At 61.4% G+C, this 26,177-nt stretch carries 19 protein-coding genes; 13 read left to right on the top strand and 6 right to left on the bottom strand.

All coding sequences use genetic code 11. The features are described from left to right. Positions 1-18: 18 nt before the first annotated feature. Positions 19-1,527: a helix-turn-helix transcriptional regulator gene (locus HMPREF1155_RS00820; protein WP_009076414.1), complete on the bottom strand. Its 1,509-nt coding sequence runs from the start codon at positions 1,525-1,527 to the stop codon at positions 19-21. A gap of 211 nt (positions 1,528-1,738) precedes the next feature. Between HMPREF1155_RS00820 and HMPREF1155_RS00815 the strand changes: the two genes are divergently transcribed. Next, entirely contained in the window at positions 1,739-3,508 is a 1,770-nt protein-coding gene (locus HMPREF1155_RS00815; protein ID WP_238319031.1) for an FAD-binding protein, read from the top strand. A 135-nt stretch (positions 3,509-3,643) separates the two neighbouring features. Beyond that, a complete protein-coding gene (locus HMPREF1155_RS00810) occupies positions 3,644-4,255 on the top strand; it encodes a cytochrome c3 family protein (RefSeq protein ID WP_009076612.1) in 612 nt (203 codons plus the stop codon). Positions 4,256-4,420: 165 nt separating this feature from the next. Here HMPREF1155_RS00810 and HMPREF1155_RS00805 read toward each other — a convergent pair whose 3' ends face one another. Continuing rightward, positions 4,421-6,007: an FAD-binding protein gene (locus HMPREF1155_RS00805; RefSeq protein ID WP_238319030.1), complete on the bottom strand. Its 1,587-nt coding sequence runs from the start codon at positions 6,005-6,007 to the stop codon at positions 4,421-4,423. Between the two features lie 376 nt (positions 6,008-6,383). Between HMPREF1155_RS00805 and HMPREF1155_RS00800 the strand changes: the two genes are divergently transcribed. The 5 genes from HMPREF1155_RS00800 to HMPREF1155_RS00780 all read left to right on the top strand — a co-directional run bounded on the left by HMPREF1155_RS00800 (position 6,384) and on the right by HMPREF1155_RS00780 (position 12,190). Next, on the top strand, positions 6,384-7,940 hold the full coding sequence (locus HMPREF1155_RS00800; protein ID WP_009075977.1) for a LuxR C-terminal-related transcriptional regulator: 1,557 nt from the start codon (positions 6,384-6,386) through the stop codon (positions 7,938-7,940). Between the two features lie 265 nt (positions 7,941-8,205). Continuing rightward, positions 8,206-9,969 carry a threonine--tRNA ligase gene (gene thrS / locus HMPREF1155_RS00795; protein ID WP_009076530.1) on the top strand — a complete coding sequence of 588 codons (1,764 nt, stop codon included), beginning with the start codon at positions 8,206-8,208 and terminating at the stop codon, positions 9,967-9,969. A 190-nt stretch (positions 9,970-10,159) separates the two neighbouring features. Next, positions 10,160-11,266 (top strand): DUF4190 domain-containing protein, encoded by a 1,107-nt coding sequence (locus tag HMPREF1155_RS00790; protein ID WP_009076448.1) that lies wholly within the window; start codon positions 10,160-10,162, stop codon positions 11,264-11,266. 304 nt (positions 11,267-11,570) lie between these two features. Next, positions 11,571-11,858 (top strand): hypothetical protein, encoded by a 288-nt coding sequence (locus tag HMPREF1155_RS00785; RefSeq protein WP_009076542.1) that lies wholly within the window; start codon positions 11,571-11,573, stop codon positions 11,856-11,858. A 116-nt stretch (positions 11,859-11,974) separates the two neighbouring features. Then, positions 11,975-12,190, top strand: coding sequence for a helix-turn-helix domain-containing protein (locus HMPREF1155_RS00780; RefSeq protein WP_009076009.1), 216 nt, complete (start codon positions 11,975-11,977; stop codon positions 12,188-12,190). A 66-nt stretch (positions 12,191-12,256) separates the two neighbouring features. On the opposite strand, the gene HMPREF1155_RS00775 is transcribed toward HMPREF1155_RS00780, so the two are convergent. Continuing rightward, on the bottom strand, positions 12,257-13,948 hold the full coding sequence (locus HMPREF1155_RS00775) for an AAA family ATPase (RefSeq protein WP_009076200.1): 1,692 nt from the start codon (positions 13,946-13,948) through the stop codon (positions 12,257-12,259). A 190-nt stretch (positions 13,949-14,138) separates the two neighbouring features. Here HMPREF1155_RS00775 and HMPREF1155_RS00770 point away from each other — a divergent pair, with 190 nt between their 5' ends. From HMPREF1155_RS00770 to HMPREF1155_RS00745, 6 genes are all read left to right on the top strand, one after another. Beyond that, positions 14,139-15,449 carry a phenylacetate--CoA ligase family protein gene (locus tag HMPREF1155_RS00770; protein WP_009076359.1) on the top strand — a complete coding sequence of 437 codons (1,311 nt, stop codon included), beginning with the start codon at positions 14,139-14,141 and terminating at the stop codon, positions 15,447-15,449. Next, a complete protein-coding gene (locus HMPREF1155_RS00765; RefSeq protein WP_006362933.1) occupies positions 15,449-15,877 on the top strand; it encodes a hypothetical protein in 429 nt (142 codons plus the stop codon). The genes HMPREF1155_RS00770 and HMPREF1155_RS00765 overlap by 1 nt, the downstream gene beginning before the upstream one ends. A gap of 209 nt (positions 15,878-16,086) precedes the next feature. Then, a complete protein-coding gene (locus HMPREF1155_RS00760; protein ID WP_006362932.1) occupies positions 16,087-16,539 on the top strand; it encodes a glycoside hydrolase family 43 C-terminal domain-containing protein in 453 nt (150 codons plus the stop codon). 288 nt (positions 16,540-16,827) lie between these two features. Continuing rightward, positions 16,828-18,036, top strand: coding sequence for an NADP-dependent isocitrate dehydrogenase (locus tag HMPREF1155_RS00755; protein ID WP_202898186.1), 1,209 nt, complete (start codon positions 16,828-16,830; stop codon positions 18,034-18,036). Between the two features lie 192 nt (positions 18,037-18,228). Beyond that, positions 18,229-19,653, top strand: coding sequence for a radical SAM protein (locus tag HMPREF1155_RS00750; RefSeq protein ID WP_009076470.1), 1,425 nt, complete (start codon positions 18,229-18,231; stop codon positions 19,651-19,653). Positions 19,654-20,160: 507 nt separating this feature from the next. Next, positions 20,161-22,377, top strand: coding sequence for an FAD-dependent oxidoreductase (locus tag HMPREF1155_RS00745; RefSeq protein WP_009076364.1), 2,217 nt, complete (start codon positions 20,161-20,163; stop codon positions 22,375-22,377). Here the strand turns inward: HMPREF1155_RS00745 and hydF are convergent. The 3 genes from hydF to hydE are packed head-to-tail and all read right to left on the bottom strand — an operon-like array spanning position 22,374 to position 26,168. Next, the gene (gene hydF, locus HMPREF1155_RS00740) at positions 22,374-23,585 is read right to left on the bottom strand and encodes a [FeFe] hydrogenase H-cluster maturation GTPase HydF (protein WP_009075998.1); all 1,212 of its coding nucleotides are present in this window, start codon (positions 23,583-23,585) and stop codon (positions 22,374-22,376) included. The genes HMPREF1155_RS00745 and hydF overlap by 4 nt on opposite strands. A gap of 13 nt (positions 23,586-23,598) precedes the next feature. Continuing rightward, positions 23,599-25,092: a [FeFe] hydrogenase H-cluster radical SAM maturase HydG gene (hydG, locus tag HMPREF1155_RS00735; protein ID WP_009076346.1), complete on the bottom strand. Its 1,494-nt coding sequence runs from the start codon at positions 25,090-25,092 to the stop codon at positions 23,599-23,601. A 17-nt stretch (positions 25,093-25,109) separates the two neighbouring features. Continuing rightward, entirely contained in the window at positions 25,110-26,168 is a 1,059-nt protein-coding gene (hydE, locus tag HMPREF1155_RS00730; protein ID WP_009076454.1) for a [FeFe] hydrogenase H-cluster radical SAM maturase HydE, read from the bottom strand. Between the last annotated feature and the right edge of the window lie 9 nt (positions 26,169-26,177).

Genomic DNA, 26,177 nt, shown 5'->3' with positions numbered 1-26,177 from the left:
TTATCCTGCGGCTTCGTTTTAGACCGACGACCGGTCTTTTGCATCGGATCCGTCGTTTTCGTACAAGACGTCGAGAAGATTCTGAAGCGAAGAAACGCCGATCTTCTCGTAGACGTGTGAAATATGCGTTTTGACGGTGCCTTCGGAGAGAACGAGCTTCTGCTGAATGAACGGTCGAGAACGTCCTTGCGCAAGGAGCTCGAGAACTTGGATTTCGCGATTGGATAAGCCGTATGCCGATCCGATGAATGCACAGCGCATGGCGATCGCTTCCAAAGCGGCCGTTCCGCTTGCGCCGGTCGATGCGCTCTCGTCGATGGAACCCGTGCCGAAGGCTTCATGCTCAGGGGGTTTTCCCGAACGCGTGGAAATAAGAAGGATGATGGCGAACGCAACCGCCAGAGCGAAGATCAACGATGCCGTCTGATCGTTTTCCATAAGGACGATCCATCCGAGCGAGCACATGCAATAAGGGAAGAGCGCTATTCCAGCCAAGCGATATGCGGGCCGCCCCGTTTCTTTGATCGCAGCGATCAGGATCGTCCATAGCAGAACATGTGCGAAGAATTCGGCCGACGTCAGTTCGACGGCGATGGCCTTGCCTTCTGCGTCGGCCGCGTAAGGCTGAAGCAGGGCTACCATGATGCTTGCTATGAGTATCAGCAACGGAATCTGATATCGATGGACCAGCGGATATCGCATCGGCTTGAACAGGGAGATCGAAAACGCAAGCAGCAGCACGCAGGCGATGCAGGTCCGCTGCATGGATTCGACGAATCCGTCCATGGCGTAATCGGGCCGTACCGCACCCCAGAGCCCGACGTTGCTTAAGGCTCCCAAAACCACGATGGCGATTCCCGCCGAAAGGAGCAACGCCGAAACATGTCGAAGCGCTCGATCCGAAAAAGACTCTTTTTCGATGCGCTTCTGCTTTATTCCGGCTTTAAGGCGCTGCGTCGTCATCAGCGCGATCGTCGAGACTGCCGGACATGTGCAGCAAAGATACAGCTGTATGAGAGGAGGGCTTCCGTAGTTGATCGCCGTGCTGGCGACCTGCTCGATTATCTGACCGAAGAGAACGACGGAGATACCGGCTCCAAGGGGTAGGCATCGCGCGAGCGATACATAGAGGGCTACGATCACCCAGATGTAGGCGAAACCCAGAACCAGCGATGCGACGATGCTCACGGTATGCGTCGATAAAAGCGTTTGGAACGGCGCTATGGAAAAGCCTACCGTGCAGAAGCTCATGAAGATAGGGATTATGGCGGATGCGGCGACGGAAGCCCTGTCGACCGTCTTAGGAAACAGAAGAAGGAGCAACGCCGCCAGCGCGCGCCCGCCGTGAAACGCGTAGCGCGTCGCTTCGAAAGCGGGGCTCGTCTCTGCCGGCAGAATGAATGCGGTGCCGTAGCCCACGAGGTTCGCCCAAATTCCCAATGCACCCAAGGCAAGCAACAGGCATAGGGCGCACGCGAGCTCTTTGGAGCCGGGCCATTCGAATCTATGGATCGTGGCCTTCAGCATTTTATCCCCCCAACTGGCGCTGCATGATCGGTAGGCCTTTTAGGATCATCCAGACGAGCCAATCGTCCGATTCGGATGATCGACGTGCTTCAGGGCGAAATCCGCCAAGTCCGTCGATGCATGAACATGCTGCATCGCATACGTTGTTCCCTGCCTTCGGAGATGTTCCGAAGGCAGGGAACAAGGAAGCAATGGGGAGGGGAGAAGAGCAATGACTTACACAGTATCTCGTCGTGCCTTTCTACGCAACATGGGCGTTGCTGCGGCAGGTACCGCCGTGGGCGCGTCAGCGCTCGGCCTTGCAGGCTGCTCTAGCTCGGGCGGTTCGGGCGGACAGGCATGGGACAAGGAAGCCGAAGTCGTGATCGTCGGATTCGGCGGCGCTGGAGCGTGCGCTGCTATTTCGGCAGCAGATGCAGGGGCCTCTGTTCTTGTCCTAGAGAAGAACGCCGAGGCTGAACATCTATGCAACACGGTCATGTCCGGAGGCATATTCCACTCTCCTGACCAAGATGGCGATAAAGAGGCTCTCAAGGAATACCTGCGCGCTATGTTCTCGGGCGAGAATCTCCCTACCAAGACGGAAGGGGAATCGTCTCCTCGATATATCGACGGCATCGTGGACAAGTTCGCCGAATACGAGCCTAAAAACGTCGAGTTCATGCAGAGCCTCGATCCCGACTACAACGTGATCGAACGCGGCGGCGCTGCATTTCCGAGCTTTCCTGGAGCGGAGGCCTCGAAGTACAAGTCCTATAACAGCTCTTATGGCAAGGCTGCAACGGGACCGAAGTTCCCTACGCTCGACATGCCGAAAGAAGACACGGCGGCCGGCCTCGCATTCTTCAACTGCCTTAAGGCGGGCGTTTCTGCACGATCCGAGAAGATCGAGATCGACTACGGCATGCGAGGAAGCAAGCTTCTCATTAACGATGCAGGAGAAGTGATAGGGCTTGTTGCCCTGCAGGGTGAAGAGGAGGTCCGCGTCAAGGCGACCAAGGCGGTCATTCTCACCTGCGGAGGCTTCGAATACAGCGAGGATATGCGCCGTGCGTTCCTCGAGGGCCAAGGCATTACCGGTTGGGCATTCTACGGCACGACCTCTAACGAAGGCGACGGCATTCGCATGGGTTGCGAGGTCGGCGCGCAGTTGGCGAAGGTCGGCAAGGCCGCGTCGCGACTTATCTGGGCATGTCCGGACGTCGTGAAGAACGGCATGAATGTCGGATCGATCACCGATTCGGTTGGCGGGGCGGGCACGATCGTCGTCAACGCCGAAGGCCGACGCTTCATGAACGAAGTGCTGATCACCAAGGATCCCAGCCGTTACTTCTCGTATAAGAACGCCGTGCATATGGACATCGAGAAGCTCGAATTCCCCAATACCCCTTCGTACATGATCATCGACGAGACGAAGCGCACATCGGGACCTTTGGTCAATATCACGCTCTCTACGTGCGGATTCGGAGTCATTCCCTGGGACGAGAGCAATCAGATCGCGGTCGATAACGGCTGGCTTATCAAGGCGGACAGCATCGAGGAGCTTGCAGAGAAGATCCGTGATTCCCACGGTGACAACAAGGGTCGCATGAGTCCTGAAGTCCTGGTCGAGACCATGGAGAAGTATCAAGCTATGGTTGAGTCGGGCGTCGACGAGGAGTTCGGGCGCTCGAGCAAGACGAAGGATCCTATTTCGGGCGAAGAAGTCGACAAAGGCTTTCAGCCCATCGACACGCCTCCGTTCTATGCGATGCCTCTTGTTGCGGGTGGGCCTAATACGAAAGGCGGATTGCAGACCGACGGCGATCGCCACGTAGTCAATTGGAACAATGAGATCATCCCGCGTCTTTACTCGGCAGGGGAGATGTCTTCCGTGTTCAAGTTCGTGTATCAAGGCGGCGGAAACCTCACCGAATGCATCGTGTGCGGACGCATTGCGGGAGAAAATGCCGCGGCGGAAACGGCCTGGGAAGGCAAGTAGATATCTCGGCATCCCGCCGTCCGAAGGACATCGGCGGCGGGATGCTTCCCATAGGCGCTGAACGAGCGAGGTTTCGTCTTGTTCGTGCGCAACCGCAAGGAGAGGACCTTGCGTGGCGCACAAGGGGGTACGAACTTGAAGAGCTTGCAAAGTAAAACTCTCATCTCATGCGTCGCGATCGGGTTGCTTGCCGCAACGTGTCTGGCGGCATGCGGGGGCCAACGCGAGAGCGAATCTCGGCAGGGTGCCGCGAACGAAGCGCCGAGTGCAGCTTCGATCTCTGCATGGAGCTATGCCGATGATTGCAGCCTATGCCATGCCGCAGAGTCGAACTCGCTGACCGATCCCGCGTGTCTTGCGGGCATCCATGCCGCAAACGGAAATACCTGCCAGACCTGCCATGCCGATGAGTCCGACTTGGCCGTCGTCCATGAAGGCGCCAATGCCGAGAAAGCGCAGAAGGTCACGAAGCTTCGTAAGACCGGCATCAAGCAGGATGCGTGCCTTGGTTGCCATGGCAGCTACGACGATCTTGCCGCCAAGACGGCCGACTCGACCGTCCTGACCGATTCCGAGGGGAAGACCGTGAATCCCCATGCGCTGCCTGCGAACGAGGACCATTCAGAGACCACCTGCGCGAGCTGTCATGTCATGCATACGAAGAAATCCGTCTCGGAGACCGCACCGGAGTATTGCATATCCTGCCACCATGCGAACGTATACGCGTGCCACACCTGTCACGATTAAAGATCCAAGGATCCATCATCTGCAACCGAACTTCTCCTCTTTCTCCTCTAAGAGCAAGAAGGCGCCGACATGCCGGCGCCTTCTCTCGCGATGCTCTCTTGCTCTCGACGGGAGGAGGGGTGCGGGCGGAGAGGGCAGGAGTGCGGTCGTGGGATCGTGAATGGCTTATGCCTGGGCAAGCGCCTTGCCGGCCAGGCGCCCGAACGTGGCGCAACGCCCCGCATTGAGGCCTACAGCCAGATTGGGATACACGCCTCCGTAAAAGCCTCCTTGGTCGTTTCCGACTACGCGAACGCCCTCTATGGCGTGATCGTCCTCGCCGTAGGGGCGCAGGTCGTCGTCGACTTTGATGCCATCGGTGGTGCAGAGCGAGAATCCGCAGGACTTCACCGTGGCATAGAACGGCGGGGTGCGCAGCTCGCTCAGACGGAAGGCCTCCTTGCCGAAATCGGGATCGACCTGATTGTCGAAATTCTCGTTCTGGCGTTCGCACGTGGCGAGGAAGGCATCCATGTCGGTGATCTCGAGCGCTTTTCCGAGCTCCTCGAGCGTATCGGCTTTCACGATGTAGCCGGCTTCGACGAAGGATTCCATCTCCGGTTCGATCCAGTCCTCCACCATCGTCGGGAACGAGTCATGGTCGCCGCCCTCGTGGTAGCAGATGGTCGAGCATCCTGTGGTATGGAAGCGGTCGATATCGGTTTTCCAGTTGGCATCCCAGATCTGGTGCCAGAAACGGTTGCCCTTCGGGCGGTTGGCCGAGGTCTTCATGACGTATTCGTACGGCTCGCTTTCGTTATGGAAGCGCTGCCCGCTATGGTCGACGCGCAAGAAGGGCTGGGAGCTATAGAAGAAATAGCCGTATTCCTTGATGCCGACGTTGTACGGGTCTCCTTCGTGCTGCTCGGCCGTGAGCAGGCAGCGGTTGAACACGACGCCGGAAGGAATGGAGTCCATGGAAGATCCGAGCCAGAGCAGCGACTTGATGCCGTCGCCCGTGCAGCTGGGGAAGGCGTCGAAGGTTCCGTGGCTTGCGTACTCCTCGGCATGGCGATCCATATACATGGCTTTGTCGTAGGCATAGCCGCCGGTTGCTATCACGACGCCTTTGGAGGCATTGACGCGGATCATGCCGTCGGGGCCTTCGGCATACAGCCCAATGACGCGGCCGGACTCATCGGCGATCAGGCGCCGCATGACGGTGCTGAATCGCTCCTCGCATCCGTCGAACGACGTGATGTAGGCATCGAATATCTTGGAGACTTCTCCTTCGCGTGCGGGGTATTCGCCGTTGGTCCCGTGTCCGACCGGCCATTCGAGATATCTCGTGCCTTCGGGCATGCTCCATTCGAGTTGGACCTCCATGCCGTTTTGAGCGAGCAGGTCCGTGTACCAGTCGATCGCTTCGCCGGAATTCTCGGCCCATTTCCTGATGAGGCGCGTGTCTGCGCGGCCTTGCGCATAGCTTGAAAGATTGTTGACGATGTCGGGGATATCGATGGATATGCCGCGCTCTTTCTGCGCCTTGGAATTCACGGCTCCGAGCGCGGAGGATCGAATGCCGTTTCCGGCCGGGCTCTTTTCGATGAGCAAGGTCTTCGCGCCGTTTTCGGCGGCGGATGCGGCGGCGAAGTACCCGGACGTCCCCGCTCCTACAATGACGACTTCGAAATCGAGGATATCGACGCAATCGGCATCCGAAATCTCGGGCGCTTCGCCGAGCCAGCTCGGCGCATCCGATGCTCGATGCATATCTCCCGCGTTCTGCGATGCTGCTTCCCCCTTAGGCGCACAGCTTGAGATCGCGCCTACAGCGGACAGCGAAGCGACTGCCGCGGCGCCCGTGAGAAACGAGCGACGAGACATATCGAACGAACGTGCCATATTCCCTCCCTTGACGAACGGTACGTTTTCAGGCGAAGCGGCGATGCGGCATCTGCGTGGTGGTCCGATGCGATCGGCGTCCCCTCTGCGCCTACGGCTTTCCTGATGGCCGCGACTCGCATGATGGCATGCGTCGGCTTTTCCGTAATCACCTAGAATGAGGGCGGATGCGGGTTTTCACCTGAAAGAGGTGAGCGGGTTTTCAGGGCACAAGCCTTTCGTGCCAAGAGGGAGGGGTCTCATCGTGCTTCGCGAGGCAAGGCTTCATCATTGCGGCATAGGGTTCGTGTGGATGTGGGTCTACGCGATGTTCGAGACGCCGGCGTTCTATCCTCATCGCGAAGGAGTCGGCATCAACGCCGACCCGTCATGGCTTGCCTCCGCGGCATCGGTCACGCTCGCTTTGTTCGCATTCGGACTTTGGTTTTCCCGTCGCCGCCCCTCCCATGAGAGAGCGATCGGCTGGATAGGTTCGGTGCTCATCGTGCTGGGTACGCTGCTTTCAGCCGTGTCGATCGGGGAAGGCGCAGCGGGTTTCATGGATGCGTGCGCTGGAACCATGTCGGGCGTCGGCACGGCTCTGCTCATGCTGGTGTGGTGCTCCGCATTGAGCCGCCTGACCATTGGGCAGGCGGAGCTCGGGATATGCTTGAGCACCGCTCTGCCGCTTGTCGGCGCTCTGGTCTTTCCCTATCTCGACGGTGCCGTCGGAATGGCGGCCGTTTCGTCGCTTCCCGTCATCTCCGCATCGCTCTTGAGCATGACGATCGAGGATGCTTCGGTTCATGAAGGCGCTTCCTCTTCCGACGACGGTGCTGATGCCCGTCTCTCGATCGCCGGGTTCCTGCGGGCCATGATGGTCGTCGCGGTCGTCTACGCGATCACGGGATGCTTGGGAGTCTTTCAGGATGTCAAAGGGGATGCCCTGCTCGTCTGGGGCATCGATGTGCCGACGATTCTGGGGACAGGGCTCGGAATCGTGCTCGTATTCTCGTTCGTTCAGTTCTCGCATGCCACCGATTTCACGGAGCTGTTTCGTTGGCTCGCGCCTTTGCTGACGGTTGCCTTGGCGTTCTTTCCGTGGGATGGTCGTGCGATGCCGATAGCCTCTTCGACGATCTTGTCCATGGCGGATACCGCTATGCAGGCCATTTCACTCCTGTGCCTGGTTGCCATCGTGAAGCGGCGTATTGCGAATGCGTATGGCGCCGCAGGGCTATGCCTGGGCTCGATACAGCTCGGCGTGCTTGTCGGGAATGTGGCAGGTGCACGGGCCATCGACTCGGTGAGAATGCTTCCCGACGGCATGTTCGCGCTCGCCTTCGTGCTGATGTGCGTGCTTGCATGCTCCCAAGTGCTGCTCGCGCGCACAGAGAGCCAGCCGCCCGGATCGTCTTCGGCTTCTACCCGGGTTCGCTTTCCAGCGTTTGGAACGGCTCGGGAGACCGTGGGTGCGGATGAGTTTCGAACCGCGGTTTCTCGTTCGCGCGCAGGAGCTTTCCTCGACGAGGAGGGGCAGTCTTCGGCGGGGTGTTCCGAACAAGGTCGCGCGCTTCGCGACGAGGACGCTTCCCTCACGCATGAAGAGGAAATCGATGCGCGATGCGCCCAGCTTGCGGATGAGTTCGGGCTTTCCCTGCGCGAGCAGGAGGTGCTGGGCTATCTTGGTCGCGGCAGGTCGCAGCCGTATATTCGCGACCAGCTCGTTCTTTCCAAGAACACGGTCGCTTCCCACGTGAAGCATATCTACGCGAAGCTGGGAGTTCATTCCAAGCAGGAGGTCATCGATTTGTTCGAATAGCAGAAGATGCGTGCGTCCCTTACCTTCCCAAGCAGTTCAAGGTTTCGCGCAGGATGCAAGGCGTCGATTCGTCGAGCCCCTTCGGATTTGCGTCCTTCGTAGCAATCGGGATGATTTCCTCCAGGCCTGCGGCAAATCGGATAAGATGGTGCGGTCATTGTCGGGCTGCGACCGCGCAACGTCCCCTCTCCTGGGGGGCGGACGGCAGCGCGCCGCATGCCGGCAGCAGGCCGTCTGCTGCATCGTACGTGCAAGGGGAGTTACCATGAAGGTCCTGTATAACGACGGAACGGTCGCCGAATGCGCCGAGGACGAAGAGCTCGACGTTCTGCGCCACTCCGCCGCCCACATCATGGCGCAAGCGGTCAAGCGTCTGTATCCCGAAGCCGACTTCGGCTACGGTCCCGCCACCGATAACGGGTTCTACTACGACATCGACTTCGCCGACACGAGAATTTCCGAAGAGGACTTCGCCGCCATCGAAGCCGAGATGAAGAAGATCTGCAAGGAGAACCTGAAATTCAGCGTCTTCGAGCTCCCGCGCGCCGAAGCGGTCGCGCTCATGGAAGAACGCGGCGAGAAGTACAAGGTCGAGCACATCGGCGACCTGCCCGAGGACGCGCGCATCACGTTCTATCAGCAGGGCGAATACATCGACATGTGCGTCGGCCCGCACATCTGCTACACCAAGGCGCTCAAGGCGTTCAAGCTGACCGCCGTGTCGGGTGCGTATTGGAAAGGCGACAAGGACAACAAGATGCTCACGCGCATCAACGGCATCGCCTTCCGCAGCAAGGAAAAGCTCGCCGAGCACGAGCGCATGGTCGCCGAGGCCGAGAAGCGCGACCACCGTCGCATCGGCCGCGAGATGGAGCTCTTCATGATGGCCGACGAAGGCCCGGGCTTCCCGTTCTGGCTTCCCAACGGCATGCGTCTGAAGAACTCCCTCATGCAGTATTGGATGGACATGCAGGACGCCTACGGGTACGAACAGGTGGACACTCCGATCATCCTGAACAAGAGCCTGTGGGAAACGTCCGGCCACTGGGATCACTACAAAGAGAACATGTACACGACGGAGATCGACGGGGAAGAGTACGCCGTCAAGCCGATGAACTGCCCCGGCGCGTGCCTGATCTACAAGAGCAAGCCGCGTTCGTACCGCGATCTGCCGCTGAAGCTCGCCGAGGCCGGCAAGGACCACCGCCACGAGCTCAAGGGCGCGCTGCACGGCCTGTTCCGCGTGCGCGCGTTCACGCAGGACGACGCGCACCTGTTCATTCGCGCCGATCAGATTACCGAGCAGGTCACCGATACGGCGCATCTCATCTCCACGTACTACGAGCAGTTCGGCTTCCCGTATCGCGTCGAGCTTTCCACGCGCCCCGAGGACTCCATGGGCTCCGACGAGGATTGGGAGCTCGCCGAGGCGGGCCTGCGCGCCGCGCTCGAGGCCATGGGTGTCGACTACACCCTGAACGAGGGCGACGGCGCCTTCTACGGCCCGAAGATCGACTTCCATCTGCAGGACTGCCTGGGGCGCACCTGGCAGTGCGGCACGATCCAGCTCGACTTCCAGCTCCCGCAGAACTTCGAGCTCGAATACACCGACGCCGACGGCATGAAGAAGCGCCCGATCATGATCCATCGCGCGGGCTTCGGCTCGTTCGAACGCTTCATCGGCATGCTGACCGAGCAGTACGCGGGCAAGTTCCCGACGTGGCTTTCTCCGTGCCAGGTCAAGGTGCTGCCGGTGTCCGAGAAGCATCGCGAATACGCGCGCGGCGTCTACGACGCCCTGCGTGCGGCGGGCATTCGTGCGAAGCTCGACGAGCGCGACGAGAAGATCGGCTACAAGATCCGCGAGGCGCGCGGCATCGACCGCGTTCCGTACATGCTGATCCTCGGCGAGAAGGAAGAGGGCGCCGGCAACATCTCGGTGCGCGATCGCAGCAACGAGACGGTCGAGCGCGACCTTGGGGAATTCATCGCCGATGTGACGGCTGAGATCGAGGAACGCCGCGGTTGAACGCGGTTTTCCATTCGACCGGCACGTCCGCGAGCGCACGCCCATCCGATGCTCTTCGGATGGGCATTTTCCTTTCAGGGGCAACTGTACGCGAAACGGAGACAGGAGCGGGTATACTTTTCAGCGAATCCGGGCGAGCAGGGTAGCTTCGCCGACCGGATCGCGTTCCGCACGATTGAAGGGAAGAACTATGACCGACGAAAACCGCATGCCCGAAGGGGCGCCCGGCGCAGCACCCGAGCAGCCGGCGCAGGCTCCTTCCGTTCCGCCCGCGGCTTCCGAGCCTCAGGGCGTTGCGCCCGCCGCACCCGCCGCTACCGAGCCTATGCCGCAGGCTCCTTCCGCCGCTCCTGCCGCAGACCAGGCTCAGACGACCGCCATTCCCCCGTTTGCCCCGACGAACGATGCTCCTGCGTATCAGCAGGCCGCCGGCACGTATCAGCAGCAGCCGGCATCGGGCGGCAACGGCCTTGCCATCGGCTCGCTCGTCTGCGGCATCCTGGCCATCCTGACCGTTCTCTTTCCTATCGTCGCCATCGTCCTCGGCATCGTCGCTATCGTCCTCGGCGTCCAAGCGTCTAAGCGCGGCAAGGACGGCAAGGCGACGGCCGGCAAGGTGACGGGCGGCATCGGCATCGCCCTCGGCGTCATCATCTGGATCGTCTCGGCGGTCTTCCTGGCCTCGGTTCTGCCCGGCATGACCGAGGAGCTTGCATCCACTTCCGCGCCTTCGACCATGGAGGCTCCGGCGACCTCTTCGAACGACGCCGCGAAGTCCGGCTCCTCTTCAGCCGATGCCGACGGCGCGCGCGATGCGCTCAAGGCGTATCTCGACGAGAACCTGGACACGTCCGCCACGCAGAACGCGTTCTTCGAGCAGGCGTTCGCCAGCGCCATCGAAGCGTCCACGAACGTCAGCATCGATAAGCTGGGGCTGACCGGCGCCGATTTCGTCAACTGGATGCTCGCGAGCGATTCGTATTCCATCGACAATGTATCGGTCTCCTCCGACGGCATGACGGCGACGGCTCAGGTCACGATGCAGGTCAGGGACTACAACGAGTTCAACAACGTCTATGCCCAGAAGATCGGGGAAGCGGCCAGCTCCTTCGCTGCATCCGCCGACGAAGATGAAATCTATCGTCAGGTCGGCTCCGCCATCTCCGATGCCATGAACGCAACGCCGATGACGAGCACGACCATCTCGGCCTCTCTCACGAAGTCCGGCAGCACGTGGACGGTCGACCAAGCGACCCAGAACGCGATCGACAACGCGATCTTCGGGAGCGGCAACTAAGGGAATCCGAGATATCCCGACGCATCGTCGCGGTTCGCCACGATGTCAAGCATATGCGCTCTATGGCCCGGCCGAATCATTTCGGCCGGGCTTTTTCCTGCGCACGGCGCTTTGCGAGCCAGGTTTCCATATCCTTCGCGCGATGGGCGAAGGCGACCGAGTCGTCGAGTCCATCGTCTTTCATGCGCATCGCGCTTTGCATCGCGCCTTTTCCTGCACGCATTGGATGGATTTTCGCGCGACGCGATTCGTCGGGAGTAGGGTAGTGGGTCGTTGCAGGGAATGAAAAGGAAGAAGGTTTCCCATGGCATCGGTTCTTGAAGCGATCATGCTCGTGTGCTTCGGGCTTTCGTGGCCCATCAATGCGATAAAGGCGTACAAGGCTCAGACGGCGGCAGGCACGTCGTGGGCATTTCTCGCTCTGATCACATTCGGATATGTTGCCGGCATCGCTGCCAAGTTCGTCGGAGGCATGGTGAACTGGGTGCTCGCCGTCTACTTCTTGAATCTTGCGGCGCTTGCTGTGAACTGGGCGATCTTCTTCAGGAACCGTGCCGTCGATGCCCAGCGCGCGGCCGATCGCGCCGCGTAGAACTGCGCACGAAGCTCTCCGATATATTCCCGTTCGGGAAAATTAGGATAATTCTCGCTATTTTTTCCCGAACGGGAATGGTATAACCATTCTCGTAAAGAGGAGGAGGGTGAGCAATGCGGATTTACTCGGTCGAAGACTTGGGAAAAGAGATACGAATCGAGAGGAAGCGCGCAGGCTTGACTCAGAGAGAGCTTGCACGCGCCTGTCGGGTCGGCGTTCGATTCATCTCCGATCTTGAAAACGGGAAGCCGACCGTCGAATTCGCCCGCGCCCTCCTGGTGACGAACGTTCTCAGCATGGACCTTTCCATCGATAGGAGAGGCGCATGAACCTCAACGTGTATTGTCGCCGTAGTGGAGGAGGACGATCCCTATCAACCTCCTGCGATCGCCGCTTCAGAACCTTCCTTGCGCGAGGGCGCAGGCGAAGGCATGGGTCGAAAACGATTCCGGCGATGGGGCTATCTCGCGGATGAGCTGCAGATAGGGCGGCATGAGGTCCGCCGGTTTCGCATCCAGGTCCGATTCGTCGCATTCGACGATGGCGACGGCCTGGTAGGGAAGGAACGAATACGTGCGCACCTCGTATCGCCTAGCGCCCTCGGCAAGGTGGATGCGCGTGTGCCGAACTTCATGCAGGGAAGGATCCGCAAACGCATGCAGATCGCGGAAGCGCTTCCCGTCGATGGCGAGGGCGTAACGCTCGCAGGCGCCGTCGAACGATTCGCGCGCGGTACCTTCATAGATGTCTGTCGAGCAGGTCAGGCGGAAGTATTCGCGCCGAGGCCCTTCGACGTTCTTGGTTCCCGATGCCTTGCTGCCTTCATGTTCCCCTATGCTTCGTACTCCGGCGTCGCCGGCTTCCGCATCGCGTGCGATCGCCCCGATCCTTGCATGGGACTCGAGGATGATGCGGGTTTCTGATGCGTGGCCTCCACCCTGGTTCGATCTGCGCCTGCCGCCTCGCTTCTCGGTGCGTTCGCCATCCCGGTTCGATGCGCGTTTGCCATCCTGCTCCTCAACGCGTTCTCCATCCCGTTCCGTCGCGCCCGCCGGCCTCAACAGGATTTGCTCGACATCTTCGGCATACGTTCCGACGCGTTCGAGCAGGGCGCTTTCGTTCGGCTTCCTGATCAGGAAGATGCGCCGATGCGGAAGCACCCTGCCGCATCCGGCCGCTGAAAGGGCGCATGCGAGCGCATCGCCGATCTTGGCGTCCATGCCATCGCGCGCAGGCACGAACGACACGTGGGGATGTCCCGCCCATGCACGCTTGATCCGTTCTTCCATGGCGCGCGCACCCAGGACGTCTTCTCGCCGTGCGGCATTGCCCTCCATCCCATAGGCTGCGGATTCCTCCGCCGCGAGCGATTCGAGATGGATGACGGCATCGTAGCGTTCGAAGGCTTCATCGACGGAAAGGCCTGCGCGCGCGAGCATGAGCGGGAATTCCATTGCAGGAAGATAGGCCGCCCCGTCCATGATGCCGCGGTCGCAGAGCACGACCGCCCTGCAATCCGCGCTGCGCTCAAGCGTGATGCGGGCGGCGCTCTCCAGGGACAGCTGCAGATCGAGGATCCGCTCTTGAAAGGTGCCCTCGGATACGTCGATGCCGGGCCGCATGCCCGTTTCCATCAGGAGCGTCGCCGCTTCCGGAAGCGTGACGACCCGATATCCGCGCACCTCGAGCTCATGCGCGAGCACGGGTATGGCGGTCGTCTTCCCGGCGCACGGACCTCCGGTGACGGCGATGATCGCGATGTTCGATCCTTCGCGCGATGCCTGTCCGTCGAACAGTTCGGCCAGGCTCATGCCGTACAGGTCGGCCAGGCGTACGAGCGCATCCATGCTCGGGTACGACGCGCCCCGCTCCCACCTGGAGACGGCCTTTCCCGTGATGCCGATGGCCGCGCCGCACGCATCTTGGGAAAGCCCCGCGCGCATGCGCAGCGCAAGGAGCCTTCGTCCCAACAATGCTTTGTCCATCGTCGCTCGCTTCCTGTGATCGACGCCGAAGGAATCCGTCGGATGGGCGAACCCATCGCAATCGGCGTTCTGGTCGAAAGGCGTGTCGCCCGGCTGCTTCATGCCGATATCGATGCGCCCGATGACGCATCGCGGTTTCCGTTCGGAAGTTCTATTTAAAATAGAGTATAGGAAACTATGCCGAGAATCCAGCGATTCTCAAGAGGCACCGAACCGGGTGCGCGGGAAAGCCCTATCATCACGCCATCGACGTGCGAGACGCACCGAAGCAGAATCGAAGGAAGGCGACGCGATGGATGCGAACCAGGGGGATATCCTGACGATGCCGCACGAGCGGATCGAAGGGGTCCAGCTCGAGGGAATCAAGAAGACCGTGGCACGCTGCTACGAGAACATTCCGTACTACAAGAAGGCGTACGACGAAGCGGGCTTCGACCCGTATTCCGTCGAATCGCTCGACGACCTCGGGCGCGCTCCGTTCGTTGGCAAGCAGGACCTGCGCGACAACTACCCGTACGGCATGCTCGCCGTGCCGCGCAGCGAGGTGCGCGAGATCCATCTGTCCTCCGGCACGACCGGGGTCGCGACGCTTGCGGCCTACACGCAGCGCGATCTGGAGATCTGGGCGGAATGCTTCGGACGCGGCATCGTCTACGCCGGCGGCGGCGCAGACGACGTCGTTCAGGTGAATTACGGATACGGCCTGTTCACCGGCGGACTGGGTGCCCATTACGGCAGCCAGCATTCGGGAGCTGCGGTCATCCCCGCGTCCTCGGGCAACACCGAGCGCCAGATTCGCCTGCTCAAGGATCTCGGCACCACCATCATGTGCTGCACGCCCAGCTACGCGATGCACATCGCCGATACCGCCCTCGAGGCGGGCATCGATCCTTCCGAGGAATTCCATCTGCGCGCCGGCATCCACGGCGCCGAGCCTTTCAGCGATTCCCTGCGCGCCGAACTCGAGCGAAAGCTCGGATACAAGGTGCTCGATGTGTACGGCCTGACCGAAACCATGGGTCCGGGCGTCGCGATCGAATGCTGGGAGCAGACCGGCCTGCATCTGGCCGAGGATCACTTCTATGCCGAAGTCATCGATCCGGTCACCGGGAAGAATCTGCCCGACGGCGAATGGGGCGAGCTCGTCATCACGACGGTCGATCGCGAGGCGAGCCCCGTCGTGCGCTATCGCACGCGCGACATCACGCGCATCATTCCCGGAGCCTGCGCCTGCGGACGTACGCATTGCCGTATCGACCGCCTGCACGGCCGCACCGACGACATGCTCGTCATTCGCGGCGTGAACGTCTTCCCGAGCCAGATCGAAGACGTCGTCAAGACCATTCCCGATGCGTCGTCGTGGTATCGGATCGAACTGGAGACCGTGAAGTCGCTCGATGTCGTGACGCTCAAGATCGAGGCCGATCCCGGCTTCGCGCTCGATTCCATCGCCGCGGTCCAGCGTCTCCAGCGCGAGATCCAAGCGAAGCTCAAGGCAGCGCTGTCGGTTAGAATCGAGGTCAAGGTCGTGGAACCGAAGAGCATTCCGCGCAGCGAAGGTAAGGCGAAGCGCGTCTTCGACGCGAGGGAGGGGATTCGGTAATGGTCGATCAGATCACGGTGTTCCTTGAAAACAGCGAAGGCCGCCTTCTGGCCTTGTGCCGCTGCCTGGGCCGGGCGGGCGTGGATATGCGGGCCCTCACGATCGCGGAGACGTCGGACTACGGACTCGTGCGCATCATCTGCAACGATGCCGATGCTGCCATGGAGGCGTTGGGAGAAGGCGGATTCAGCGCCACGAAGACCAAGGTCGCGGCCATAGCGGTGCCGAACCGTCCGGGCGGCCTGTCCGAACTGCTCGAGGCGCTCGACGGGCTCGGGCTGAACATCGAATACGGATACTGCTTCTCGACCGAAGCAGGCCAGGCGGTGGACGTCTTCAAGATCCACGGCGGCGCCCAGGCGGCCGAAGCCGCGTTCGCCCTCGAGGCTGCGGGCTTCAAGGTCCTTTCGTCCGAAGATCTTGCCTAGGGCTCGTTCGTCGCGCAGAGAGGCGGCACGATGCGCGAGGGAAGAACCGGCTTCGCAAAACGAGCCGCGCGTCTCATGGGCGCGCGGCTTTTCTTGCCATAGGGACCTTTCCCCTCCCATTTCTCGCCTAAGCTTCAAAAGAATCTGTTTTCAGGTAAAATCACCGGAGGGAAACCAAGGGATAGTGTTTATGAGAGGAGACTCCCGCTATGAAGGAATCCAAGACCAAAGTTCGTGTCGGCCTGCTGGCAGCCCTTACCGCCGTTTCGGCGCTCGTGCTCGCGCTCGGACTTACCGCGTGCGGCGGTGCCGGCGGCGGCGATGCCGACAAGACGCCGTTCGTCGGCACGTGGGACATCTCGTCCATCTCCGGCGAGGAAGCCGTGACCGAGGACGACATGAAGATGATGAGCGACATGGGCCTCAATGCGTTCATGAACCTCGACGAGGACGGCACGGCCAGCATCGATCTGTTCGGCGAAGTCATGACGGGTACTTGGACCGTCAAGAGCGCGACCGAGATCGACGTCACGATCGACGGCAGCACCCAGGCTGCGACCCTCGATGGAGACAAGCTCACCATGACCGACAAGACCAGCACGCTCGTGTTCACGAAGGGCGATCCGAAGGAAGTCTCTTCCGCGGGCGGCGCTTCCAAGTAACCTGCGCGCGAACCGCACGCATTTCGTCATGAAGCCTGAGAGGGTTTCGATCGGCGAAGAGTCGCGCGTTCCTTTCTGCCGATCAGGAAGGTTCTGCGACTTGAATAGAGAGGGGCGGCCGGCCTTGGCGTCGGTCGCCTCTCGTGCGTCCGGGGTTCGTATCGGCGGATTCGTGCGCTCCTTCCGTCGCGGATGGATGCTTCCCGCCTTCGTGCCATGGAAGCCGTTCGCGGTCTCGCGGTACAATGCCTCGGTATGCTTCAGGCTCTGTTCGGAGGGGACACGCGCATGACCAAGATCCAGATGACCACGCCGCTCGTCGAGATGGACGGCGACGAGATGACCCGCATCATGTGGCAGATGATCAAAGACGAGCTCATCTGCCCGTTCGTCGATCTCAAGACCGAATATTACGATCTCGGCCTTGCGCATCGCGACGAGACCGACGATCAGGTCACCGTGGATTCCGCCGAGGCGACCAAGCGCCTGGGCGTCGCGGTCAAGTGCGCGACCATCACGCCGAACGCGGCCCGCGTCGAGGAATACGACCTGAAACGCATGTGGAAGAGCCCAAACGGCACCATTCGCGCGATGCTCGACGGCACCGTATTCCGTGCGCCCATCGTGGTGCGCGGCATCGAACCGTGCGTCAAGAACTGGGTGCGCCCGATCACGCTCGCGCGTCATGCGTATGGCGACGTCTATCGGGATGCCGAGATGCGCATCCCCGGCCCCGGCGCGGTCGAGCTCGTCTACACCGCGTCCGACGGCACCGAGACGCGCCGGCTCGTGCACGAGTTCACGGAGCCTGGCGTGGTCGAGGGCATGCATAACCTGGACGCTTCCATCGAAAGCTTCGCGCGGGCCTGCTTCGACTTCGCGCTCGCCACGAGCCAGGACGTCTGGTTCGCCACGAAGGACACCATCTCCAAGACCTACGACCATCGCTTCAAGGATATCTTCCAGGAAATCTTCGATGCCGATTACGCCGCACGCTTCGAAGCGGCCGGCATCGAGTACTTCTACACGCTCATCGACGATGCCGTGGCGCGCGTCATGAAGGTGGAGGGCGGCTTCATCTGGGCCTGCAAGAACTACGACGGCGACGTGATGAGCGACATGGTCTCGTCGGCGTTCGGATCGCTCGCGATGATGACCTCGGTGCTCGCGTCTCCTCACGGCTATTGGGAATACGAGGCCGCGCACGGCACGGTCCAGCGCCATTACTACAAGCATCTCGCGGGCGAAGAGACGTCCACGAATTCGGTGGCCACGATCTTCGCGTGGACGGGAGCCCTGCGCAAGCGTGCCGAGCTCGACGGCCTGGCCGATCTCGCCGCTTTCGCCGACGCGCTCGAGCAGGCGACGGTCGCCACGATCGAGTCGGGGAAGATGACCGGCGATCTTGCGCGCATCACGTCGATCGAGCATCCGACGAAGCTCAGCACAGGTGCGTTCATCAAGGCCGTCGCAGAGGATCTGAAGGGCCGCCTGTAGGTTGAGGCCCTAGGGCCTCCGGCATTCCCATCGGCTTGTTCATCTGCACGATTCCCATACGCGCGGGCATGAGGTCCATTCGATACGAGATTGTTGCTCCCAATCGACGCATGTGGTTTTAGAATGACAACACCGCACTATGCACGACGCAACGACGCGCCCTCTGGGGCGCGTTTTACATGAGGAGCCCGCATGCTTTCCGAACGTGTTTTGACCAAGATCATCCATAGGATGACGAAGAATCACCTTGCGATGGTTCCTGCTCCTGAATCCCGCATTCCCGAAGCGAAGCCCGGTCAACGTTACATGCTGTATATGCATGTGCCGTTCTGCCAGCGTCTCTGCCCGTTCTGCAGCTTCAATCGCTATCGGTTCGACGAGAAGGTGGCGCGTCCGTACTTCGAGAGCATGCGCAAGGAAATGCTCATGCTGAAGGATCTGGGCTACGACTTCCACGACCTGTACATCGGCGGCGGCACGCCCACGATCATGCTCGACGAACTGTGCGAAACCATCGATCTGGCGCGCGATGCATTCCATATCGAAGACGTGGGCACTGAGACGAATCCGAACCATCTGGCCCAGCCGTATCTCGACAAGCTGCGCGGACGCGTGCAGCGTCTGTCGGTCGGCGTCCAGAGCTTCGACGACGGCCTGCTCAAGCAGATGGATCGCTACAAGAAGTATGGCAGCGGCGACGAAATCCTCGAGCGCATCGCCGAGGCCATACCGTATTTCGACTCGCTCAACGTGGATATGATCTTCAATTTCCCTTCGCAGACCGAAGAGATCCTGATCAGCGACCTTGAGAAGATCGCGACGTGCGGATGCCGCCAGACCACGTTCTCGCCGCTCTACGTGTCGAGCGCGACCACGCGCAAGATGACGGAGACCTTGGGCTCGATGGATTACGACCGCGAGCGCCGCTACTACCATCTGATCGACGGCGTTCTGGCAGGTGGCGAAGATCCTCTGTTCAAGCGTACGACGCTCTGGACCTTCACGCGCAACGGCGCAGACGCCGCGGCGGTTGAAGCGGCGCCCGACCGCGCGTCGTCCTCGGTTGACGCCGCAGTGCATGCGGCAGTTCGAGGGAAAGAAGACGACGCAATGGGGGCGGCGGAACCCATGTCGGCAGCGCGCCTCGATGAATTCCAGGTGTCATGCGAGCAGTATCCCGCCATCGGCAGCGGGTCCATCTCGTGTCTTGGCGGATGCATTTACGTGAACACCTTCAGCATCGAGGAATACAACGAAGCCATCGCCGCGGGCCGCATGCCGCTCATGGGCAAGAGCAGGATGGGTGCGCGCGATTTGATGCGGTACCGTTTCCTGCTGCAGCTCTATCAGCTGCGGCTCGATAAACGCCAGTTCAAAAGAGATTTCGGCATCAGCATCGAACGCGGGCTTCCGGCCGAGATGGCATTCATGCGTCTGAACGGGGCTTTCGCGACCGACAATGAGGAAGAGCTGACGCTTACGCCGAAGGGGCGGTATCTGACCGTGGTGATGTACCGCCAATTCCTGAGCGGCATGAACAACCTGCGCGATCAGGCGCGCGATGCGCTTTCCGGTCCTGAGCACGAGCTCTTGTTCGGAGACGGCACGCAGAGGTAGGCGAATTGTGTATCGGCACGGCGGGGATGCGCGTGCTCAAACAGTCCTGAGCTCGCACGAACGCGCCACCGGCGCGTTCGGCTCGTGCGGAACTGCGCGCGTCGCATTCCCCGCCGCGCCTATGCAGCTGCTAGGAGTATTGCGCGAATCTCGGTATCAACGGTGCATATGGGTATTCCCCGGCTCAATGCATGGCCGCCTTGCCGATGCCTATAGAGCACGGTCATTACGCGCGCTTCGCCCGTATCGTGCTATTTCAGCAGAGCCATACGATTCTCTTATGACTCAATAAGAACTCGGTAGTTCCTCTTCCTCTCGCATCCGCATAGAATCTCATCATGCCGGTCGAGGGGACCGGTCGCGCAATGTTGCCGAAGGGGAGCGGCACGCAGGGGGGATGCGCTTCCGTGCATGGGAATCGAATGCGCGGGAATTCCGCTCTCTCGGGCGTTGCCGGTCTCGCGTATCCCGCGATGCGCGCGGACTTTTCCAAAAAGGGGGAGCACCATGGATCTTTCACGTCGTAATTTCCTCGCAGGCGTCGGCATCGCAGGCGTCGCCGCCGCAGGGGCCGGTCTGGTCGGCTGCTCGGATGGCTCTGATGGGGCTAAGACCGGCGTGGCCGGGTCTACTGCGCCTGCGGACGAGGATCTGCTCTATACTGCGCGCATCAACCCGCAGGATTACGACTATCGCAGCAACACGACCGACTTCAAGACGCTCTTCTCGCCGATCTCCATCGGTTCGATGGAGATCTCGAACCGCATGGTGAAGTCCGCCGCCGGCTCTGCCTGCTATCTGTCCGGCGTGGCCGACGAACTCATCCAGTATTACGTCAACTTCGCCAAGGGCGGCGTCGAGCTCATCTGGATCGAGGGAGAGGCGTTCTCGTTCGCTCCTGACGGCAGCGGACTGTCCCCGGAGGGAATCGAGCTCGGTAAGTCGCTCGTGGCAGCCTGTGCAGAGTACGGTGCTCATCTGGGCTATCAATGGGCCGTCTTCGGCACGTCCGTCGCCGAGGCCGACATGGACGTCGCCACGATCCAGGCCATCGAGGACGCCGGCGTGACCGTCGCCAAAGCGCTCAAGGAGATGGGCTTCGAAGCGATCGAAATCAATGCCGCCGGTTTCAATCAGGGCGAGATGTTCTTGTCGCGTTTCCATAACGCGCGCACCGACGACTATGGCGGAAGCATCGAGAACCGCGCGCGTTTCGTCACCGAGTGCATCACGAAGATCAAGCAGGCCTGCGGCGACGATTTCAACGTCCAGGTCCTGATCGACTGCATCGAGGAGAACGACAACCTCACCAACAATGCGACGCTTATGAATCTCGACAACACGCTGACCGTACCTCACAACCTCGTGACCGGCACGGCAGAGGGCATCGAGTTCGCGAAGCTCTTCGAAGCCGCCGGCGCCGATGCCATGCATCTGCGTCTGGGTCCTTTAGGCAACCATCCCTGCCAGTTCGGCAGCGATCTGTATTTCATCCTGAACGGCATCGAGGGCGCGACAGGCTATGGCACGCAGTGGGATTTCAACCGTCACTGGGAAGGCAAGCTCATCGGCGATCACAGCGGCGCAGGCATGCTGCTTGACGTCGTCGCCGAATACAAGCAGCAGCTGAAGATTCCTGTCGGCACGGTCACCTACATGGATCCGGCGCATGCTCCCGACTTCTTCGAGCAGGCGCTCGCCGGCGGCAAGGTCGACTTCTATATCATGAACCGTCCGCTGACGGTCGATGCCGACTACGTCAACAAGCTGCGCGACAGCAAGATCGACGAGATCGCTCCCTGCACGCGCTGCCTGCACTGCCATATCGGCAGCAACCAGCTTAATGCGATGATGGGCTACTGCCGTGTGAACGCCCTCACCCAGCGCGTCATGCGCGAGGGCGGCCCTGCCTCTTACGAACTTCCGGAAGCCTCCGCATCCAAGAAGGTCATGGTCATCGGCGGCGGGCCGGCCGGCATGGAGGCCGCGCGCATCGCAGCATTCCGCGGGCATAAGGTGACGCTGTTCGAAAAGAATGCCAAGCTCGGCGGCCTGCTCACCTTCGCGCACCTCGTGAAGGGCGAGCATGAGAACCTGGCCGATCTCGAGGCGTACCTGGAGCATCAGCTCGAGCTTTCCGGCGTCGACGTGAAGACGGGCCAGGAAGCCGATGCGGACCTCATCGCGTCCGAAGCACCCGATGCGGTCGTGCTGGCCTGCGGCGGCGTGCGCGTCGACAGCGGGCTTGCCTCATCGTCCGGTGCTCCGATCGTCGCCTTCGACGACTTCATGACGACGGAGATGGGCGACGACGTCGTCGTCATGGGTTCGAACGCTCAGGCTTTCGACGCCGCGCTCTGGCTCACCGTGCATAAGAAGAGGGTCGTCATGGTCACGGCCGGCAAGAACGAAGAGCTCGACATGCAGCAGTCGCAGCACGCGATGCGTTTCATGACCACGGCGCTTTATGCGCTTGGCGTGCGCGTTTTCCCCGAGGCATCCATCGCCGAGGTCGGAGATGGGCACGTCGTCATCAAGACCGGCCAAGGGCTTGAAGTCACCGTTGCCGCCGATGCCATCGTCGATGGCGCGGAGATGCAGCCGAACACCGCGCTTATCGACGGGCTTTCAAACGTCGATACGTATGCCGTCGGCGATGCGGCGGCTCCGTTCAACATCGCGATGGCCATCCGCTCCGGCAACGACGCCGGCCGCGCGATCTAGACGCCGAACGGCCGCAACGCGCGGTCGAGGATGCCGTTCATCTTGGCGATCGCCATGCCGTAGTTCGTGCACGGGATGCCCTGCGCGGCGGCATGGCGCAGCCGCCAGCGCATCTCGCGCTCGTTGAGCATGCATCCTCCGCAGTGGACGACCAGCCGAAAGCCTGAGAGATCGTCGGGGAATTCGGTGCCCGACGTGAACGAGAAGTCGATGTCGCGGCCCGTATGGTCGCGAATCCACCTTGGAAGCTTCACCGTGCCGATGTCCTCGCATTGACGATGGTGCGTGCAGCCCTCCGAGATCAGCACCGCATCGCCGTTTTCGAGCCTATCGAGCTCGCGTGCGCCGGCGACCTGCGCATCAAGATCGCCCTTGTATCGTGCCATCAGGATCGAGAACGATGTGAGGGGGATATCCTCGGGCACGATCCGGGACACAGGGCGAAACGCCTGGGAGTCGGTGATCACCAGGCGCGGCGGATGCGCGAGCGCGTCCATCATGGCCGCAAGCTCGGTCTCGCGCGTCACGTGCGCATGCGCTCCGGCATCGAGAACGTCGCGTATGGTCATCTGCTGGGGGAGGATGAGCCTGCCTTTGGGTGCCGCGGCGTCGATGGGAACCACGAGCACGACGTCGTCGCAGGGTTCGAGCAGGTCGCCCACCACGCGCCGGGGTTCCTTCGCGCCGGCGGCGATCGTGCCGATGAGCTCCTTGAGCTCGTGGACGCCCGTTCCCGTCAAGGCGCTTGCGAACAGGCGCCCATGCGGCGGGTTCGCGTTCGCTTCCAAAGACGTCTTCGGCTCTTGTTCGCCCACGAGGTCGCACTTGCCCATGACGACCGCATACGGAACGCCTCGCTCTTCGAACAAGCCTATGAGCGTGCGATCGGCATCCGAAAGTCCCTTGACGCTATCCGCCACGAGCACGGCCGCATCGGTCGAATCGAGCACGCGGCGCGCCTTCCTGACGCGCAGGGCTCCGAGCTCTCCCTCATCGTCCATGCCGGGCGTGTCGATGACGAGCACGGGTCCCAAGGGCGCGAGCTCCATGGCCTTGCGCACCGGATCGGTCGTCGTGCCGGCCACCTCCGAAACCACGGCAAGGTCCTGTCCGACGACCGCATTGACCAAGCTCGACTTGCCTGCGTTGCACGCGCCGAAGAATCCGATGTGGATCCGTTCGCCGCTCGTCGCGCCGTTCAATCCCATAGGATCCTCCCGCCTAGAACCTGAAGTCGTTGCCGCGGCCGCCGGCGATATCGCTCAGGTACCGCTCGGTACGCGTGCGCGTGGCCTCATTCGGGATCTTCAGCAGTTCGCGGCGCACCATGGCCTCGCCCTTCTCCTTCGTAGAGGGCGTCGCGTAATCGACCAGGTATTCCATGAGCGTCATGAGCGCATTGGGATGGCAGTAGTTCAGGATCTGCCCGCCTTTGCAGAATTGCATGAAGCGGTCGCCCGTGCGTCCGGCACGGTAGCATGCCGTGCAGAAGCTCGGGATGTGGTCGTTGTCCATGAGCCAGGCGACGACCTCGTCGAGCGTTCGTTGGTCCGACACGTCGAACTGCTCGGTGTCATGCGGGCGGTCCTCTTGCGTGTAGCCGCCCACGCTCGTGCGGCTGCCGCCCGAAATCTGCGAGATGCCGTAGCGCAGCGCGCGCTCGCGCACGCTTCGGGACTCGCGCGTCGAGATGATCATGCCCGTATAGGGCACGGCTATGCGGATGAGCGCGATGATCTTGTCGAAGACGTCGTCGGGAATGCCGTTGTCGAACGCGTCGGGATCGATGTCCATCGCCGGCTTCACGCGCGGCACGCTGATGGTATGGGGGCCTACGCCATGCACGGCCTCCAGGTGCTCGGCGTGCATGATGAGTCCCGTGAATTCGTAGGCGTATCCTTCCAGTCCGAACAGCACGCCCAGACCCACGTCGTCGATGCCGCCCTCCATGGCGCGGTCGTGCGCCTCGGTGTGCCAGCAGTAGTCCGATTTCGGCCCCGTGGGGTGGAGCTCCTCGTATCGTTCGCGGTTGTAGGTCTCTTGGAACAGGATGTAGGTGCCGATCTCGGCTTCCTTGAGCATCCGATACTCTTCGACGGTCGTGGCCGCGATATTGACGTTCACGCGGCGTATGGCGCCGTTCTCGTGCTTGATGGAGTAGATGGTCCGCATGCATTCCAGGATGTAGTCGATGGGGCTGTGCACCGGATCCTCGCCCGCTTCGATGGCCAGGCGCTTGTGTCCCATGTCCTGCAGCGCCACGACTTCGGCGCGCACTTCGTCCTGGGTCAGCCTGTGGCGCGGGATGTCTCGGTTCTCGGCATGGTAGGGGCAGTACAGACAGCCGTTCACGCAATAGTTGGAAAGGTAGAGCGGGGCGAACAGGACGATGCGGTTGCCGTAGTAGGCCAGCTTGATCCTATGGGCGAGACGGCGTATCTCCTCGTTGATGCCGGCATCCTCGCATGCGAGCAGCACCGCCGCCTCCCGATGGGTTATGACCGCGCAATGGTCCTTGGCAGGCGCCAGATGCGATTCGGCTTTCTTCAGAATCTCGCGGCAGAGGCCGACATCGTCCTTATGCGCCTGCGCGAACGCGAGCGTTTCGAGAATCTCGTCATGGTTGATGAATTCGTCTGCATGAAGCGATGCAGGATCGTATCGATGGACCGTCATGCGATTGCCTTCCCCCTTGAATTGGATGCGTCCCTTCATTCGGTGCATTCACCCGGTCAGACCGGGGAAAGCTTCGGATCCCCTCGGTCGACGACGGTTCGGTAGCCGATGGAGGCGATGCGCGCGTCCAGGCGTCGTCGGCCTTCCGCAGCCTCTTCTCCCGTGCATGCCTTGTTGTCGTACGGGTCGTATCGCGTGCGCACCGAAGCGGGCGATACGTTGGGCATGATGACGTTCGCTCCGGCCAGGATCCCCTTCTCGCGCCCTGCGGGATCAAGGGTCGCGAGCGCCGTCGTGGCCGGGATGAGCAGGCCGGGGGAGATGAGCCGGATGAGCGAGAGCAGATAGCATGTGAGGTCGACCGATCCGCGGGGCGCATCGGAAAACGGTGTGGCGTGATGCGGCACGAACGGACCGATGCCGCACATCTCGGGGCGGAATTCCTCGATAAGCTTCAGATCGCGCGCCAGCTCGCGCGGGCCTTGGCCGGGCGATCCCACCATGAAGCCGAGGCCCACCGCGTATCCGATGTCGCGCAGGTCGGATACGCAGCGCATGCGCCTCTCGTACGACATCGAACGCGGATGCAGCATCGCGTAGTGATCGGGGCTCGCGGTCTCATGGCGCAGGAGATAGCGGTCTGCGCCCGCATCGAACAGGCGGCGGTAGCTCGCGCGGCTGCGCTCGCCCAGCGAAAGCGTGACGGCGCAGTCGGAATGCCGGTCCTTGATCGTCGAAACGACGGCGCAGAGCATATCGTCTGTGAATCGGGGGTCTTCGCCGCCCTGCAGCACGAACGTGCGGTACCCGATGCCGTAGCCTTCCTCGACGCATTCGAGGATCTGGTCGGGCGTCAGACGATAGCGGTCGGCGCGGCCGTTGGAGCGTCTCAGGCCGCAGTAGAGGCAATCGTTGACGCAATAGCTGCTGAACTCGATGAGGCCGCGCAGATAGATATCGGTGCCGTAAACCGTGCGCCGAGCTTCGGCGGCGCGTTCGGCGGCATGCGCGGCGAGGGCGGCGTCGCATTCGGCTATGAGGCGCTCGTAGCCTTCCGTCGGCAATGCGTGGTCGACCTCGAGCGCATGGATGAGCTCATGCGGCTTCGCGTCCATGATCGTGTC

It is taken from the genome of Slackia sp. CM382 (genome assembly GCF_000293015.1).
GTDB lineage: Bacteria > Actinomycetota > Coriobacteriia > Coriobacteriales > Eggerthellaceae > Slackia > Slackia exigua.
Note: the sequence above shows the minus strand (reverse complement) of the source record. Positions and strands in the feature narration are given on the sequence as shown.